The following is a 14,894-nucleotide window of genomic DNA, read 5'->3' on the forward strand; positions in this document are numbered from 1 at the left end:
AGAACAGCGGCCTCATGAGACTCGTAAGGCATAATTAACTCTAAATATGAAGAATATACGTAACTTTTCGATCATCGCTCACATCGACCACGGTAAGTCGACGCTGTCTGACCGTATCATCCAGATTTGCGGTGGCCTTTCTGATCGCGAAATGGCGGCCCAGGTTCTGGACTCCATGGACCTTGAACGTGAGCGCGGCATTACCATCAAGGCGCAGAGCGTCACCCTGGACTATAAAGCCAGCGATGGTGAAACTTATCAGCTCAACTTTATCGACACCCCGGGCCACGTTGACTTCTCCTATGAAGTATCGCGCTCCCTGGCGGCGTGCGAAGGCGCGCTGCTGGTGGTTGACGCCGGGCAGGGTGTAGAAGCCCAGACCCTGGCGAACTGCTATACCGCGATGGAAATGGACCTCGAAGTCGTCCCGGTTCTTAACAAGATCGACCTGCCTGCGGCCGACCCTGAGCGCGTAGCGGACGAGATTGAAGATATCGTCGGTATCGACGCTCACGACGCGGTTCGCTGCTCGGCGAAAACCGGTGTCGGCGTGCCGGATGTGCTGGAACGTCTGGTTCGTGATATTCCGCCGCCGGAAGGCGATCCGGACGCGCCGCTGCAGGCGCTGATTATCGACTCCTGGTTCGATAACTATTTAGGCGTCGTGTCGCTGGTGCGTATTAAAAACGGCACCATGCGCAAAGGCGACAAAATTAAGGTGATGAGCACCGGTCAGGTCTATAACGCCGACCGTCTGGGCATCTTCACCCCGAAACAGGTTGACCGTACCGAACTGAAATGCGGCGAGGTGGGTTGGCTGGTTTGCGCTATTAAAGACATCCTCGGCGCGCCGGTGGGCGATACCCTGACCGCGGCGCGTAATCCAGCGGATAAGGCGCTGCCGGGCTTCAAAAAAGTGAAGCCGCAGGTCTACGCCGGTCTGTTCCCGGTGAGCTCTGATGACTATGAGAACTTCCGCGATGCGCTGGGTAAACTGAGTCTGAACGATGCATCCTTGTTCTATGAGCCGGAAAGCTCTACGGCGCTGGGCTTCGGCTTCCGCTGCGGCTTCCTCGGCCTGCTGCACATGGAAATCATTCAGGAGCGTCTGGAGCGTGAATACGATCTTGACCTGATTACCACCGCGCCGACGGTAGTCTATGAAGTAGAAACCACCTCTAAAGAGGTTATCTACGTCGATAGTCCGTCGAAGCTGCCGCCGCTGAATAATATTCAGGAACTGCGTGAGCCGATCGCCGAATGTCACATGCTGCTGCCGCAGGAGTTCCTCGGCAACGTGATCACCTTGTGTATCGAGAAACGCGGTGTGCAAACCAACATGGTTTACCATGGCAAACAGGTTGCGCTGACCTATGAAATCCCGATGGCGGAAGTGGTCCTCGACTTCTTCGACCGTCTGAAGTCCACCTCCCGCGGCTATGCGTCGCTGGATTATAACTTCAAGCGTTTCCAGGCCTCTAACATGGTGCGCGTTGACGTGCTGATCAACGGTGAGCGCGTCGATGCGCTGGCGCTCATCACGCACAACGACAACGCGCCGTATCGTGGCCGCGAGCTGGTCGAGAAGATGAAAGATCTGATCCCGCGTCAGCAGTTCGATATTGCGATTCAGGCGGCTATTGGTAACCACATCATCGCGCGCTCTACCGTGAAACAGCTGCGTAAAAACGTCCTGGCGAAATGCTACGGCGGCGACGTCAGCCGTAAGAAAAAGCTGCTGCAGAAGCAGAAAGAAGGTAAGAAGCGTATGAAACAGGTCGGTAACGTTGAACTGCCGCAGGAAGCGTTCCTCGCCATTCTGCACGTTGGTAAAGACGGCAAATAATCTAAGGAGTTGGCATGGCGAACATGTTTGCCCTGATTCTGGTCATTGCGACCCTTGTGACAGGGCTGTTGTGGTGTCTGGATAAGTTCATATTCGCACCAAAACGTCGTGAACGTCAGGCCGCTGCTCAGGCAGCGACCGGCGAGCAACTGGACAAGAAGACGCTGAAGAAAGTCGGCCCGAAACCGGGCTGGCTGGAAACCGGCGCCTCGGTCTTCCCGGTACTGGCGATTGTGCTGATTGTGCGTTCGTTTATCTATGAACCTTTCCAGATCCCGTCAGGTTCGATGATGCCGACTCTGCTGATTGGCGATTTTATCCTGGTGGAGAAATTCGCCTATGGCATAAAAGATCCGATCTACCAGAAAACGCTGATCGAAACCGGTCATCCGAAACGTGGCGATATCGTGGTGTTTAAATATCCGGAAGATCCGCGTCTGGACTACATCAAACGCGCGGTCGGTTTGCCGGGCGATAAAGTCACTTACGATCCGGTGGCTAAACAGGTGACGATTGAGCCTGGCTGCGCGTCGGGTCAGGCATGCGGTAGCGCCTTGCCGATCACCTACTCCAACGTCGAACCAAGCGATTTCGTTCAGACCTTCTCCCGCCGCAACGGCGGCGAAGCCACCAGCGGTTTCTGGCAACTGCCGAAAGGCGAAACCAAAGCCGATGGTATTCGTCTGACCGAGCGTAAAGAGACGCTGGGTGAAGTGACCCACCGTATTCTGACGGTACCCATCGCTCAGGATCAGGTGGGGATGTACTATCGTCAGTCCGGCCAGCCGCTGGCAACGTGGGTCGTTCCGCCGGGTGAATACTTCATGATGGGCGACAACCGCGACAATAGCGCCGACAGCCGTTACTGGGGCTTCGTGCCGGAAGCGAATCTGGTGGGTAAAGCCACCGCCATCTGGATGAGCTTCGAAAAACAGGAAGGCGAGTGGCCAACCGGCGTACGTTTATCGCGCATTGGCGGCATCCACTAATTCCTCGTCTTAATTCACGCTGCCAGTGCAATAACGGCAGCGTGAATTATTTAGTATTTAAATCCATCCAAACTAACGACATCCCTTGTCGTTGCGTATAGAATATCCCCCCGAAGTTTTTGGTTGTCTCTCGAAAGAGTGACACTGCACACGAAACCGCGTTGGTTAGTTTCTGCCCTTATATATCAAGGGTATGTATGCTCAGGTCGGTTTCGTGTGCTGCATCTTTGACGCATTCATTTATTGGTAACGCATGAACCCCATCGTAATTAATCGGCTTCAACGAAAGCTGGGCTACACTTTTGTTCATCAGGAGCTGTTGCAACAGGCATTAACTCACCGCAGTGCCAGCAGCAAACACAACGAGCGTCTCGAGTTTTTAGGCGACTCTATTTTAAGTTTTGTGATCGCCAATGCGCTCTATCATCGTTTCCCTCGGGTAGACGAAGGGGATATGAGCCGTATGCGCGCGACGCTGGTGCGAGGCAATACGCTGGCGGAAATCGCCCGCGAATTTGAACTGGGCGAGTGCCTGCGCCTTGGGCCTGGCGAGCTGAAGAGCGGCGGTTTTCGTCGCGAATCGATTCTGGCTGATACCGTAGAAGCCTTAATCGGCGGGGTTTTCCTCGACAGCGATATTCAGAATGTTGAACGCTTAATCCTCTCCTGGTACCAGACTCGTCTGGACGAAATCAGCCCGGGCGATAAGCAAAAGGATCCGAAGACGCGTCTGCAGGAGTATCTGCAGGGTCGTCATCTGCCGCTGCCGTCTTACCTGGTCGTCCAGGTACGCGGCGAAGCGCACGATCAGGAATTTACTATCCACTGCCAGGTCAGTGGCCTGAGTGAACCGGTGGTTGGCACAGGTTCCAGCCGTCGCAAGGCGGAGCAGGCTGCCGCCGAACAGGCGCTGAAAAAACTGGAGCTGGAATGAGCGAAGAAAAAAGTTATTGCGGATTTGTCGCCATCGTTGGTCGTCCAAACGTTGGCAAATCCACGCTGTTGAACAAGCTGCTTGGGCAGAAGATCTCGATCACTTCCCGTAAAGCGCAGACTACCCGTCACCGCATCGTCGGTATCCATACCGAAGGGCCGTATCAGGCGATTTATGTTGATACCCCGGGCCTGCATATGGAAGAGAAGCGCGCGATTAACCGCTTAATGAACAAAGCGGCCAGCAGCTCGATTGGCGATGTGGAACTGGTTATCTTCGTTGTTGAAGGCACTCGCTGGACGCAAGATGACGAGATGGTGCTAAACAAGCTGCGTGATGCGCGCGCGCCGGTGATTCTGGCCGTCAACAAAGTTGATAACGTGCAGGAGAAAGCGGATCTGCTGCCGCATCTGCAGTTCCTTGCCAGCCAGATGAACTTCCTCGACATTGTGCCGATCTCTGCGGAAACCGGCACCAACGTTGATACCATCGCGTCGATCGTACGTAAACATCTGCCGGAAGCGATTCATCACTTCCCGGAAGATTATATTACCGACCGTTCCCAGCGCTTTATGGCCTCCGAGATCATCCGCGAAAAGCTGATGCGTTTCCTGGGCGCTGAACTGCCGTACTCCGTGACCGTCGAAATTGAACGTTTCGTGAGTAACGAACGCGGCGGTTACGACATCAACGGCCTGATCCTCGTCGAGCGTGAAGGGCAGAAGAAGATGGTAATTGGCAACAAAGGCGCCAAAATCAAAACCATCGGCATCGAAGCGCGCAAAGACATGCAAGAGATGTTTGAAGCGCCGGTGCACCTCGAACTGTGGGTCAAAGTGAAATCCGGCTGGGCCGATGACGAGCGCGCGCTGCGCAGTCTCGGTTACGTTGACGACCTCTGAGTTAACGCAACGTGGATGGATGGCAGCGCGCCTTTGTCCTGCATAGCCGACCGTGGAGCGAAACCAGTCTGATGCTGGACGTCTTCACGGAAGAGTCCGGTCGCGTGCGCCTGGTTGCCAAAGGCGCACGCTCCAAACGCTCTAATCTCAAGGGCGCTTTACAGCCCTTTACCCCCTTACTGGTTCGCTTCGGCGGCCGCGGCGAAGTCAAAACGCTTCGCAGCGCGGAAGCCGTCTCGCTGGCGCTGCCGCTCAGCGGTATCACGCTCTACAGCGGTCTTTACGTTAACGAACTCATCTCCCGCGTGCTCGAGCACGAAACGCGCTTCTCTGAACTCTTTTTCGACTACCTGCATTGTATTCAGGCGCTTGCCGGGGCCAGCGGTTCGCCGGAGCCCGCGCTGCGGCGCTTTGAGCTGGCGCTACTCGGGCACCTGGGCTATGGCGTTGATTTCCTCCACTGCGCCGGCAGCGGCGACCCGGTGGATGACACCATGACCTACCGCTATCGCGAAGAAAAAGGCTTTATCGCCAGCCTGGTGATTGATAACAGCACGTTTACCGGGCACCATTTGAAAGCGTTGGCTAGCCGCGAGTTTCCGGATGTAGATACGCTGCGCGCCGCGAAGCGCTTTACCCGCATCGCCCTGAAGCCGTATCTTGGAGGGAAACCGCTCAAGAGCCGGGAATTGTTTCGCCAGTTTATGCCCGCGCGAAAGGCGCGAGCCGATAATACGAATAATGATTAACGAGGATTGTCATGGCTGAATTACTGTTAGGGGTCAATATTGACCACATTGCGACATTGCGTAACGCGCGCGGTACCGCTTATCCGGATCCGGTGCAGGCGGCTTTTATTGCTGAACAGGCCGGCGCCGATGGTATCACCGTGCACCTGCGCGAAGATCGTCGCCATATCACCGATCGTGACGTGCGCATCCTGCGCCAGACGTTGCATACCCGAATGAATCTTGAAATGGCGGTTACCGAAGAGATGCTGGCGATCGCCTGCGAAACTAAACCGCACTTTTGCTGCCTGGTGCCGGAGAAGCGTCAGGAAGTGACCACCGAGGGTGGGCTGGACGTGGCCGGGCAGCGCGATAAGATGCGCGATGCCTGTCAGCGCCTGGCGGATGCCGGTATTCTGGTCTCCCTGTTTATCGACGCGGATGATGAGCAGATCAAAGCGGCTGCCGAAGTGGGCGCGCCGTATATTGAAATCCATACCGGCTGCTATGCCGATGCCAAAACCGATGCCGAACAGGCTAAAGAGCTTGAGCGTATCGCCAAAGCGGCGACCTATGCTGCCAGCCTTGGCCTGAAGGTGAACGCCGGTCACGGTCTGACCTATCACAACGTGAAAGCCATTGCCGCCTTACCGGAAATGCACGAACTGAATATCGGCCATGCCATTATTGGTCGCGCAGTGATGAGCGGCCTGAAAGAGGCTGTCGCGGAAATGAAACGCCTGATGCTGGAAGCGCGCGGCTAATGGCGATTCTCGGGCTGGGTACCGACATCGTCGAAATCGCCCGCATCGAAGCGGTGATCGCCCGTAGCGGCGATCGCCTGGCGCGCCGGGTGCTGAGCGATCACGAATGGAGTATTTGGGAGCAGCACCAGCAGCCGGTGCGTTTTCTGGCAAAACGCTTTGCGGTCAAAGAAGCGGCGGCGAAAGCGCTCGGAACCGGTATTCGCAACGGCCTGGCGTTTAACCAGTTCGAAGTTTACAACGATGAATTGGGCAAGCCGAAACTGCGGCTATGGGGTGAAGCAAAGCTTTTAGCCGAACGGATGGGGGTAAGCGCTATTCACGTCACTCTCGCCGATGAACGCCACTACGCCTGCGCCACGGTGATCGTCGAAAGCTAAACCCGCGGTTAAAGCTTATCCGCGTGGTGCATGAGCACGAATTTATCCCACAACTGTTCTTCATTCTCGACGTGGGCCGGATCTTTGAGAATAGTATTCGGGATCGGGCACACTTTCTGGCAGGTTGGCGTGTCGTAGTGGCCCACGCACTCGGTGCAGCGGTCGCTGTTAATCTCATAAATGCTCTCGCCCATCGAAATGGCCTCATTCGGGCACTCCGGTTCGCACATATCGCAATTGATGCATTTTTTGGTGATTAACAGCGCCATCAGGAAAATCTCAGAAACAACACAAACAGGGCGGGCATTATACGCCCATTTTCTACTCAGACCAGCTTTTTCACCAGCGCTTCGCTATGGCGTATGCGTTCCGGCGCGTGTTCGAGATCTTGCTGCACCAGCGCCATAAAGAGGAGATCGGTGAGCATCATTTGCGCGCTGGTGGAGGAGATCGCTGCGCTGCGCGTCGCCTGCTCTTCAGCAATGGTGTAAAGACACTGTGAAGCCTGCTGCTGCAACGCGTTGGGAGTGAAACCGGTGATCGCGAGGATCTTGCTGCCGACGCGGAGCGCTTCAGCGGCCGCCATATTGATCTCGCGGCGTTCACCGGAATAGGAGATAGCCAACAGCAGATCGTCCGCCGACATCGCCTGCACCGTTGCCAGCAGCGCATGCATATCTTGCTCGGCGACGGCGTTGATGCCAATTTTCATTAACTTCCAGCTAAAATTGCGCGCCACCAGCCCGGAGGCGCCGATGCCGGTAATGATCACCCGGCGAGCATCGCGCAGCAGGGCCACTGCTTCCAGAAGTTTCTCTTCGCTGTTGACGTCCAGCGAGGCGTGCATCGCCGCGATGTTATCTTTGATCAGCTTTTCACCCACCAGACGCAGCGGATCGTCGCCACGGATTTGGTTATGTACCGGTACAGAGTGCGGGTCCGGACTGCTGGCCAGCGCTTCGCTGAGCGCCAGTTTTAATGCCGGAAAGCCTTTGAACCCCATTTTTTGCGCGAACTTCACCACGCTGGACTGGCTGACGCCCGCTTCGCCCGCCAGCTGCTGCGAGCTGAGATGGCGGGTTTGGTCCGGCTGAGCCAGAATAAAGTCGGCAAGTTTTTTGTCGCTCGCCGCCAGCGACGGGTAACGTTGGCGGATGCGGATTAAACAGTTCATGGCTTCTCCGAAGGAGGGCGTTAGCGGCTGAAAGAATTTTGTATTCGATTATAAGTGGAATAGTACGAATTAAAAATTCTGCTGTGAAGAATTATGCGAATGGGTCAGATTCTGAATCTTGCCTCAACCGTGGCAGACAATTTCGCGCTCGTCGCGGCAAGCCTGTTAAGCTATCGGCATCGCCAGGAAAATCCGTACCAGAAAGGAGTTCGGTTTGAACAGTAACGCGCGACGAGTCGTGTTTTTCGATCTTGATGGCACATTGCACCAGCAGGATATGTTCGGCAGCTTTATTCGTTACCTCTTACGTCGTCAACCGCTCAACGTACTGTCAGTGGCGGCCTTGTCGCCAATAGTACTGCTGGGCCTGTTGGTTAACGGACGCGCGGCGCGCTGGCCGATGAGCCTGCTGCTGTGGGCCGCCACCTGCGGCCGGCGTGAAAGTCATCTTAAGCGTCTGGAGGCGGAGTTCGTTAGCTGGTTTCGCCAGCAAGTGACCGCCTTTCCGGTGGTACAGGGCCGGCTAAACGACTATTTAACCAGTACCGATGCCGATGTCTGGCTGATTACCGGCTCACCGCAGTCGCTGGTGGAACAGGTCTATGCCGATACGCTTTGGCTGCCGCGCGTAAAGCTTATCGCCAGTCGCATGAGCCGCCGTCGCGGCGGCTGGGTGCTGACGCTGCGTTGCCTGGGCCATGAGAAAGTAGCGCAGCTGGAACAGCGGATCGGCGCGCCGCTACGCTTATATAGCGGCTATAGCGATAGCGAGCAGGATAACCCGCTACTCTGTTTTTGCCAGCATCGCTGGCGGGTGACGCCGCAGGGCGATCTCCAGCAGCTCGAATAATTCCGCTGCAGGCGAATTATTTGGGCGATATATAGCGCCCATGTATAATGCGCCCCGCTTTTTCTGCAGGAGTGCCGCTGTGTCTGATCACGAATTTAACGATGAATACTGGATGCGCCATGCGCTGACGCTGGCGAAACGCGCCTGGGAAGAGGGCGAGGTGCCGGTGGGCGCCGTGCTGGTGCATAACAATCAGGTCATCGGCGAGGGCTGGAACCGGCCAATTGGTCGTCACGATCCTACCGCCCATGCCGAAATTATGGCGCTGCGTCAGGGAGGGCTGGTCCTGCAGAACTATCGTTTAATTGATGCCACGCTGTACGTCACGCTGGAGCCTTGTGTGATGTGCGCCGGGGCGATGGTGCATAGCCGCATCTCGCGGCTGGTGTTCGGCGCCCGCGATGCTAAAACCGGCGCGGCCGGGTCGTTAATCGATGTGCTGCATCATCCGGGGATGAACCACCGGGTTGAAATTACCGAGGGAATTCTGGCTGAATCTTGCTCCGCGATGCTGAGCGACTTCTTCCGCTGGCGGCGGGAAGAGAAAAAGGCATTGAAGAAAGCGCGTCAGGAAGAGGGCTAACGTCCCATTGTCGGCAACTTCAGCTTAACGTTGTCGACGAGCTTTTCGCCGCGGAATTTAAAGAAGGGCATCGCATACTCTTTATGCTCGCTATCGAGTTCTTCCGGCGCGACGGCTGGATAAGCTTCGGCAATCGCCATTTCTTGCGCCGCTTTCCTTTCCTGTTCAGACAAATATCCAACCAGGCTGATATGGTACTTACGAATATTTTCCACGTAGGCGTAAGCCTCATGGCCGCGGGCGTAGCCATATTTTAAGCGGCTGTAGTAGGGCTTCTGGCTCAGCAATGGCAGACGCTGCTTAACGTCGGACCAGCTGTTCGGGTTGCCTTTTTGTTTTTTAGTCAGCGCCATCGCGTCAAGCATATGCGCGTAGCCCATATTATAGGCCGCCAGCGCAAACCAGATCCGCTCCTCTTTTGGGATCGCCTCCGGCACTTTGGCCATCATATCCTGCAGATAGCGCATGCCGCCGTCGAGGCTCTGTTCGGCATCGGTACGATCGGTCAGACCTAAACTCTGGGCGGTGTTACGGGTTAGCATCATCATACCGCGCACGCCGGTCGGCGAGGTGGCCTGCGGATCCCAGTGCGACTCCTGCCAGGCAATCGCCGCCAGCAGTCGCCAGTCGATCTGTCGGGCATATTTCTCAAACAGCGGCTTCAGATCCGGCAGCGTATTCTGTACCGCGCGCAGGAAGGTGCGGGTATCAACATAGTCGAAGTCGTTGCCGTGGCCGAGATACTTCTCTTCCAGGCGGGCGAGGGTGCCGTCTTCATTCATACTATTAAAGAAATCGAGCATGGCTGCCGATAGTGAATTGTCTTCGCTTTTTTCGCTAAACCAGGTGACCGGCTGTTCATCGCTGATGTCGAGAGCCACCGCCAGCTCCGGATGTACGCGCTGGAACAGGCTGACGGCGACGGAATCGGCGACGGTATATTCCAGCGTGCCGTCGATGACCGCCTGCATCAGGGCGGTGGTGCCGCGCTTTTCATCAACGCGCCAGTTGAGGTCCGGGTATTTGCTCTCCTTCAGCGCCTGCAAGTCGTTGAGGGCGACGTGGCCTGGGGCGATGGCGAGCTGTTCGGCGTTGATCCCGGCCAGCGTACGCGGACGATTACCGCCAACGCGATAGACCAGCTGCTGCGAAACGGAATAATAGGTGGGGCCCGCCTGATAGTTCTTTACCCGCTCGGTGTTATAGACCAGCCCGGCGGCCAGCATATCGGTTTTACCGGCATCGAGATCGTCAAATAGCTGGCTAATATTCTGCCGCACGGTGACTTTCAGCTTCACCCCAAGGTAATCGGCGAAGCGTTTCGCCAGTTCGTAATCGAGACCGTAGTCTTTGTTGTTGATGGCGGCGTAGGTCAGCGGCGAGTTAATTGTACTCACGCGCAGTTCGCCGCGAGCAATGATCCCGGCAACACGGTTCTCCGGTTTTCCCATCCACGGTAAAGACGGCCACAGCGCCGCCGCCAACAAAAGGGTGACGACGCCGATCAGCAGATAATTAATCTTTAATTTTTTCAAATAGTTAATTTTCTGCAGCGTGGAGTTCCTCAGCTGGGTATATCCGGAAAAAGTAAAAGGTTGCCGTAAGTTGAGCGGCATTTTGCTTAAGAATGCGCCAGTTGGCAACATATTCGCGATTCATGTCACATTTATTGATAAAACTGATGAATCATTTTATTTCTACGCAAACGGTTTCGTCGGGGCTCAGGATTCTCTATAATGGCGCCCGTTTCCCCCTGGCTCACCTTGAAAGCTTCGAAGACGAGAGACTTATGATGGATATTTTGCGTGGTTCACCTGCACTGTCGGCATTCCGTATCAACAAACTGCTGGCACGTTTTCAGGCGGCCAACCTGCCGGTTAGCACCTTATACGCGGAGTATGTTCACTTTGCCGACCTGAGCGCCCCGCTAAGCGATGAGGAGCGCGAAAGACTGGTCAGACTGCTTAAATATGGCCCAAGCCTCAGCAGCCATACGCCAACCGGTAAATTACTGCTCGTCACCCCTCGCCCCGGCACTATCTCCCCCTGGTCCTCCAAAGCTACCGACATCGCCCATAACTGCGGTTTATCGCAGGTCGTGCGGCTGGAACGCGGCGTGGCGTACTACGTTGAAGCACAGGGTCTGAGCGATGCGCAGTGGGACGCCGTTGCGGCGGAGCTGCACGATCGCATGATGGAGAGCGTTTTCACTGAGCTGGAAGAGGGAGAGAAGCTGTTTGCTCACCATCAGCCGACACCGGTGGCCAGCGTGGACCTGTTGGGCCAGGGACGTCAGGCGCTGATTGACGCCAACCTCCGTCTGGGGCTGGCGCTGGCCGATGACGAAATCGACTACCTGCAGGACGCATTCGTTAAGCTTGGCCGCAATCCGAACGACATTGAACTGTATATGTTCGCGCAGGCCAACTCGGAACATTGCCGCCACAAAATTTTTAACGCCGACTGGATTATCGACGGCCAACAACAGCCGAAGTCGCTGTTTAAAATGATTAAGAATACCTTCGAGAAAAACCCGGAATATGTGCTGTCTGCCTATAAAGACAACGCCGCGGTAATGGAAGGTTCCGAAGTCGGACGCTATTTCGCCGACTACCAGACCGGGCGCTATGACTTCCATCAGGAGCCGGCGCACATTCTGATGAAAGTTGAAACTCACAACCACCCGACGGCGATTTCGCCGTGGCCGGGCGCCGCAACCGGCTCCGGCGGCGAGATCCGCGACGAAGGCGCCACGGGGCGCGGCGCGAAGCCGAAAGCGGGTCTGGTCGGCTTCTCGGTGTCTAACCTGCGTATCCCGGGTTTTGAACAGCCGTGGGAAGAGGATTTCGGTAAACCTGAGCGTATCGTGACCGCGCTGGATATCATGACCGAAGGCCCGCTGGGCGGCGCGGCGTTTAACAACGAATTTGGTCGTCCGGCGCTGAATGGCTACTTCCGTACCTATGAAGAGAAAGTGACCAGCCACAATGGCGAAGAGCTGCGCGGCTATCACAAACCGATCATGCTGGCGGGCGGTATTGGCAACATCCGCGGCGAGCACGTCCAGAAGGGCGAAATCACCGTTGGCGCCAAGCTTATCGTGCTGGGCGGCCCGGCGATGAACATTGGTCTCGGCGGTGGCGCGGCGTCATCCATGGCTTCCGGCCAGTCTGATGCCGATCTGGATTTCGCCTCTGTACAGCGCGACAACCCGGAAATGGAGCGACGCTGTCAGGAAGTGATCGACCGCTGCTGGCAGCTGGGCGATGCGAACCCGATTCTGTTTATCCACGACGTTGGCGCGGGCGGTCTCTCTAACGCCATGCCGGAGCTGGTGAGCGATGGCGGCCGCGGCGGAAAATTCCAGCTGCGCGATATCCTCAGCGATGAGCCGGGCATGAGCCCGCTGGAGATCTGGTGTAACGAATCCCAGGAGCGTTACGTTCTGGCGGTCGCGCCGGAACAGCTGCCGCTGTTTGAAGAGCTGTGCCGCCGCGAGCGCGCGCCTTATGCGGTGATCGGCGAAGCCACGGCGGAGCAACATCTTAGCCTGAGCGACAGCCACTTTAACGATCGGCCGATCGACCTGCCGCTGGACGTCCTGCTCGGCAAAACGCCGAAAATGACGCGTGACGTGCAAACGCTGAAAGCGCAGGGCAGCGAGCTGGATCGTCAACCAATGACGATTGCCGATGCGGTTAACCGCGTGCTGCATCTGCCGACGGTGGCTGAGAAAACCTTCCTTGTGACCATCGGCGATCGCACCGTGACCGGTATGGTGGCGCGTGACCAGATGGTGGGGCCGTGGCAGATCCCGGTCGCCAACTGCGCGGTGACCACCGCCAGCCTCGATAGCTACTACGGCGAAGCGATGGCGATGGGCGAACGCGCGCCGGTTGCGCTGCTCGACTTTGCCGCCTCTGCCCGCCTGGCGGTCGGCGAAGCGTTGACAAACATCGCCGCTACGCAGATTGGCGAACTCAACCGCGTCAAACTGTCGGCAAACTGGATGGCGGCAGCCGGTCACCCGGGTGAAGACGCCGGTCTGTATGAGGCGGTAAAAGCAGTCGGTGAAGAACTGTGTCCGGCGCTGGGCCTGACTATCCCGGTGGGTAAAGACTCAATGTCGATGAAAACCCGCTGGCAGGAAGGAAGCGAGCAGCGCGAAATGACCTCGCCGCTGTCGCTGGTGATCTCCGCGTTTGCCCGCGTTGAAGACGTGCGCGGCACCGTGACCCCGCAACTCTCTACGGAAGATAACGCCCTGCTGCTGATCGATCTCGGCCAAGGGCGTAACGCGCTGGGCGCCACCGCGCTGGCGCAGGTCTATCGTCAGCTAGGCGACCAGCCGGCCGACGTGCGTGATGTCGCGCAGCTGAAAGGCTTCTGGGACGCGATGCAGGCGCTGGTGGCGCAGCGTAAGCTGCTGGCTTATCACGACCGCTCCGATGGCGGCTTGTTAGTGACGCTGGCGGAAATGGCTTTTGCCGGTCACTGCGGCGTAACAGCCGATATCGCCGCGCTGGGCGACGACCGTCTGGCTGCGCTGTTCAACGAAGAATTGGGCGCGGTGATTCAGGTTCGCGCCGCCGACCGCGAAGCGGTGGAAGCGCTGCTGGCGATGAATGGTCTGGCAGATTGCGTGCACTACTTAGGCCAGGCGACGGCAGGCGATCGTTTTGTTATCACCGCCGACGGTCAGCCGCTGTTCAGCGAAAGCCGCACCACGCTGCGTATGTGGTGGGCGGAGACCACCTGGCAGATGCAGCGCCTGCGCGATAACCCAGAATGCGCCGATCAGGAGCACCAGGCGAAGTCTAACGATAGCGACCCGGGCCTTAACGTTAAGCTGTCGTTTGATATCAATGAAGATGTTGCCGCGCCGTATATTGCGACCGGCGCGCGCCCGAAAGTGGCCGTGCTGCGCGAGCAGGGGGTTAACTCCCACGTTGAAATGGCGGCCGCTTTCCATCGCGCCGGCTTCGATGCCATCGACGTGCATATGAGCGATCTGCTGGCGGGTCGTACTGGTCTTGGCGACTTCCATGCGCTGGTGGCCTGCGGCGGTTTCTCCTACGGTGACGTACTGGGGGCAGGCGAAGGTTGGGCGAAATCGATTCTGTTCAACGAACGCGTACGCGATGAGTTCGCCACTTTCTTCCATCGCCCGCAGACGCTGGCGCTGGGCGTGTGTAACGGTTGTCAGATGATGTCCAACCTGCGTGAGCTGATCCCTGGAAGCGACCTGTGGCCGCGCTTCGTACGCAACCACTCTGACCGCTTTGAAGCGCGTTTCAGCCTGGTTGAAGTCACCCAGAGCCCATCGCTGCTGCTGCAGGGCATGGCCGGTTCGATGATGCCGATTGCCGTTTCTCACGGCGAAGGGCAGGTGGAGGTGCGGGACAGCGCGCACCTGGCCGCGCTTGAAAGCAAAGGCCTGGTGGCGCTACGCTTCGTCGATAACTTCGGCAAAGTGACGCAAACCTATCCGGCGAACCCGAACGGATCGGTGAACGGCATTACCGCGGTGACCAGCGAAAACGGTCGCGCGACGATCATGATGCCGCACCCGGAACGCGTCTTCCGTACCGTTAGCAACTCCTGGCACCCGGAAAACTGGGGTGAAGACAGCCCATGGATGCGTATCTTCCGCAACGCGCGTAAGCAACTGGGTTAATACCGCTAAGTTGATGAAAACGGGCCCCCTGTTAATCCAGGGGGCTTTTTTATTTGTGATCGAGGCC

Annotated in this window: 13 protein-coding genes; 10 read left to right on the forward strand and 3 right to left on the reverse strand. The window is 57.1% G+C overall.

Translation table 11 applies throughout. The annotated features are described in order from the left end of the window. Positions 1 to 46: 46 nt before the first annotated feature. The 7 genes from lepA to acpS all read left to right on the forward strand — a co-directional run bounded on the left by lepA (position 47) and on the right by acpS (position 6,543). Positions 47 to 1,846, forward strand: coding sequence for a translation elongation factor 4 (gene lepA, locus ABLU78_RS04185; RefSeq protein WP_015370288.1), 1,800 nt, complete (start codon positions 47 to 49; stop codon positions 1,844 to 1,846). A gap of 14 nt (positions 1,847 to 1,860) precedes the next feature. Next, a complete protein-coding gene (gene lepB / locus ABLU78_RS04190; RefSeq protein WP_020078170.1) occupies positions 1,861 to 2,835 on the forward strand; it encodes a signal peptidase I in 975 nt (324 codons plus the stop codon). Positions 2,836 to 3,088: 253 nt separating this feature from the next. After that, positions 3,089 to 3,769, forward strand: a complete 681-nt coding sequence (gene rnc / locus ABLU78_RS04195) for a ribonuclease III (RefSeq protein ID WP_020078171.1) — start codon at positions 3,089 to 3,091, stop codon at positions 3,767 to 3,769. Then, entirely contained in the window at positions 3,766 to 4,671 is a 906-nt protein-coding gene (gene era / locus ABLU78_RS04200; protein WP_015370290.1) for a GTPase Era, read from the forward strand. Before rnc ends, era begins: the two co-directional genes overlap by 4 nt. A gap of 11 nt (positions 4,672 to 4,682) precedes the next feature. Further along, positions 4,683 to 5,420, forward strand: coding sequence for a DNA repair protein RecO (gene recO / locus ABLU78_RS04205; RefSeq protein ID WP_015370291.1), 738 nt, complete (start codon positions 4,683 to 4,685; stop codon positions 5,418 to 5,420). An 11-nt stretch (positions 5,421 to 5,431) separates the two neighbouring features. Next, a complete protein-coding gene (gene pdxJ, locus ABLU78_RS04210; protein WP_015370292.1) occupies positions 5,432 to 6,163 on the forward strand; it encodes a pyridoxine 5'-phosphate synthase in 732 nt (243 codons plus the stop codon). Continuing rightward, positions 6,163 to 6,543 carry a holo-ACP synthase gene (gene acpS, locus ABLU78_RS04215; RefSeq protein WP_015370293.1) on the forward strand — a complete coding sequence of 127 codons (381 nt, stop codon included), beginning with the start codon at positions 6,163 to 6,165 and terminating at the stop codon, positions 6,541 to 6,543. Before pdxJ ends, acpS begins: the two co-directional genes overlap by 1 nt. 8 nt (positions 6,544 to 6,551) lie before the next feature. Here acpS and ABLU78_RS04220 read toward each other — a convergent pair whose 3' ends face one another. Together ABLU78_RS04220 and ABLU78_RS04225 are read right to left on the reverse strand one after the other, a co-directional pair. Beyond that, on the reverse strand, positions 6,552 to 6,812 hold the full coding sequence (locus ABLU78_RS04220; RefSeq protein WP_015370294.1) for a YfhL family 4Fe-4S dicluster ferredoxin: 261 nt from the start codon (positions 6,810 to 6,812) through the stop codon (positions 6,552 to 6,554). A gap of 56 nt (positions 6,813 to 6,868) precedes the next feature. After that, positions 6,869 to 7,717 (reverse strand): MurR/RpiR family transcriptional regulator, encoded by an 849-nt coding sequence (locus tag ABLU78_RS04225; protein WP_015370295.1) that lies wholly within the window; start codon positions 7,715 to 7,717, stop codon positions 6,869 to 6,871. A 214-nt stretch (positions 7,718 to 7,931) separates the two neighbouring features. On the opposite strand from ABLU78_RS04225, the gene yfhb reads away from it, so the two are divergent. Both yfhb and tadA read left to right on the forward strand, forming a co-directional pair. Further along, a complete protein-coding gene (yfhb, locus tag ABLU78_RS04230) occupies positions 7,932 to 8,567 on the forward strand; it encodes a phosphatidylglycerophosphatase C (RefSeq protein ID WP_048229248.1) in 636 nt (211 codons plus the stop codon). 79 nt (positions 8,568 to 8,646) lie between these two features. Continuing rightward, a complete protein-coding gene (gene tadA / locus ABLU78_RS04235; protein ID WP_015370298.1) occupies positions 8,647 to 9,150 on the forward strand; it encodes a tRNA adenosine(34) deaminase TadA in 504 nt (167 codons plus the stop codon). Here the strand turns inward: tadA and mltF are convergent. Then, positions 9,147 to 10,766, reverse strand: a complete 1,620-nt coding sequence (gene mltF, locus ABLU78_RS04240; RefSeq protein WP_026612242.1) for a membrane-bound lytic murein transglycosylase MltF — start codon at positions 10,764 to 10,766, stop codon at positions 9,147 to 9,149. The genes tadA and mltF overlap by 4 nt on opposite strands. Before the next feature lie 173 nt (positions 10,767 to 10,939). Between mltF and purL the strand changes: the two genes are divergently transcribed. Continuing rightward, entirely contained in the window at positions 10,940 to 14,827 is a 3,888-nt protein-coding gene (purL, locus tag ABLU78_RS04245; protein ID WP_047053264.1) for a phosphoribosylformylglycinamidine synthase, read from the forward strand. Positions 14,828 to 14,894 lie beyond the last annotated feature (67 nt).

The sequence above is a fragment of the Klebsiella sp. JN_Kp122 genome (assembly GCF_040062085.1).
Classification (GTDB): Bacteria; Pseudomonadota; Gammaproteobacteria; order Enterobacterales; family Enterobacteriaceae; genus Klebsiella; species Klebsiella aerogenes.

What these genes read in the sequence shown, in the direction of transcription:
- lepA (WP_015370288.1), top strand. Translation starts at nt 47, where the DNA reads ATGAAGAATATACGTAACTTTTCGATCATCGCTCACATCGACCACGGT.
- acpS (WP_015370293.1), top strand. Translation starts at nt 6,163, where the DNA reads ATGGCGATTCTCGGGCTGGGTACCGACATCGTCGAAATCGCCCGCATC.
- mltF (WP_026612242.1), bottom strand. Translation starts at nt 10,766, where the DNA reads ATGCCGCTCAACTTACGGCAACCTTTTACTTTTTCCGGATATACCCAG.
- ABLU78_RS04220 (WP_015370294.1), bottom strand. Translation starts at nt 6,812, where the DNA reads ATGGCGCTGTTAATCACCAAAAAATGCATCAATTGCGATATGTGCGAA.
- purL (WP_047053264.1), top strand. Translation starts at nt 10,940, where the DNA reads ATGATGGATATTTTGCGTGGTTCACCTGCACTGTCGGCATTCCGTATC.
- ABLU78_RS04225 (WP_015370295.1), bottom strand. Translation starts at nt 7,717, where the DNA reads ATGAACTGTTTAATCCGCATCCGCCAACGTTACCCGTCGCTGGCGGCG.
- era (WP_015370290.1), top strand. Translation starts at nt 3,766, where the DNA reads ATGAGCGAAGAAAAAAGTTATTGCGGATTTGTCGCCATCGTTGGTCGT.
- pdxJ (WP_015370292.1), top strand. Translation starts at nt 5,432, where the DNA reads ATGGCTGAATTACTGTTAGGGGTCAATATTGACCACATTGCGACATTG.
- rnc (WP_020078171.1), top strand. Translation starts at nt 3,089, where the DNA reads ATGAACCCCATCGTAATTAATCGGCTTCAACGAAAGCTGGGCTACACT.
- lepB (WP_020078170.1), top strand. Translation starts at nt 1,861, where the DNA reads ATGGCGAACATGTTTGCCCTGATTCTGGTCATTGCGACCCTTGTGACA.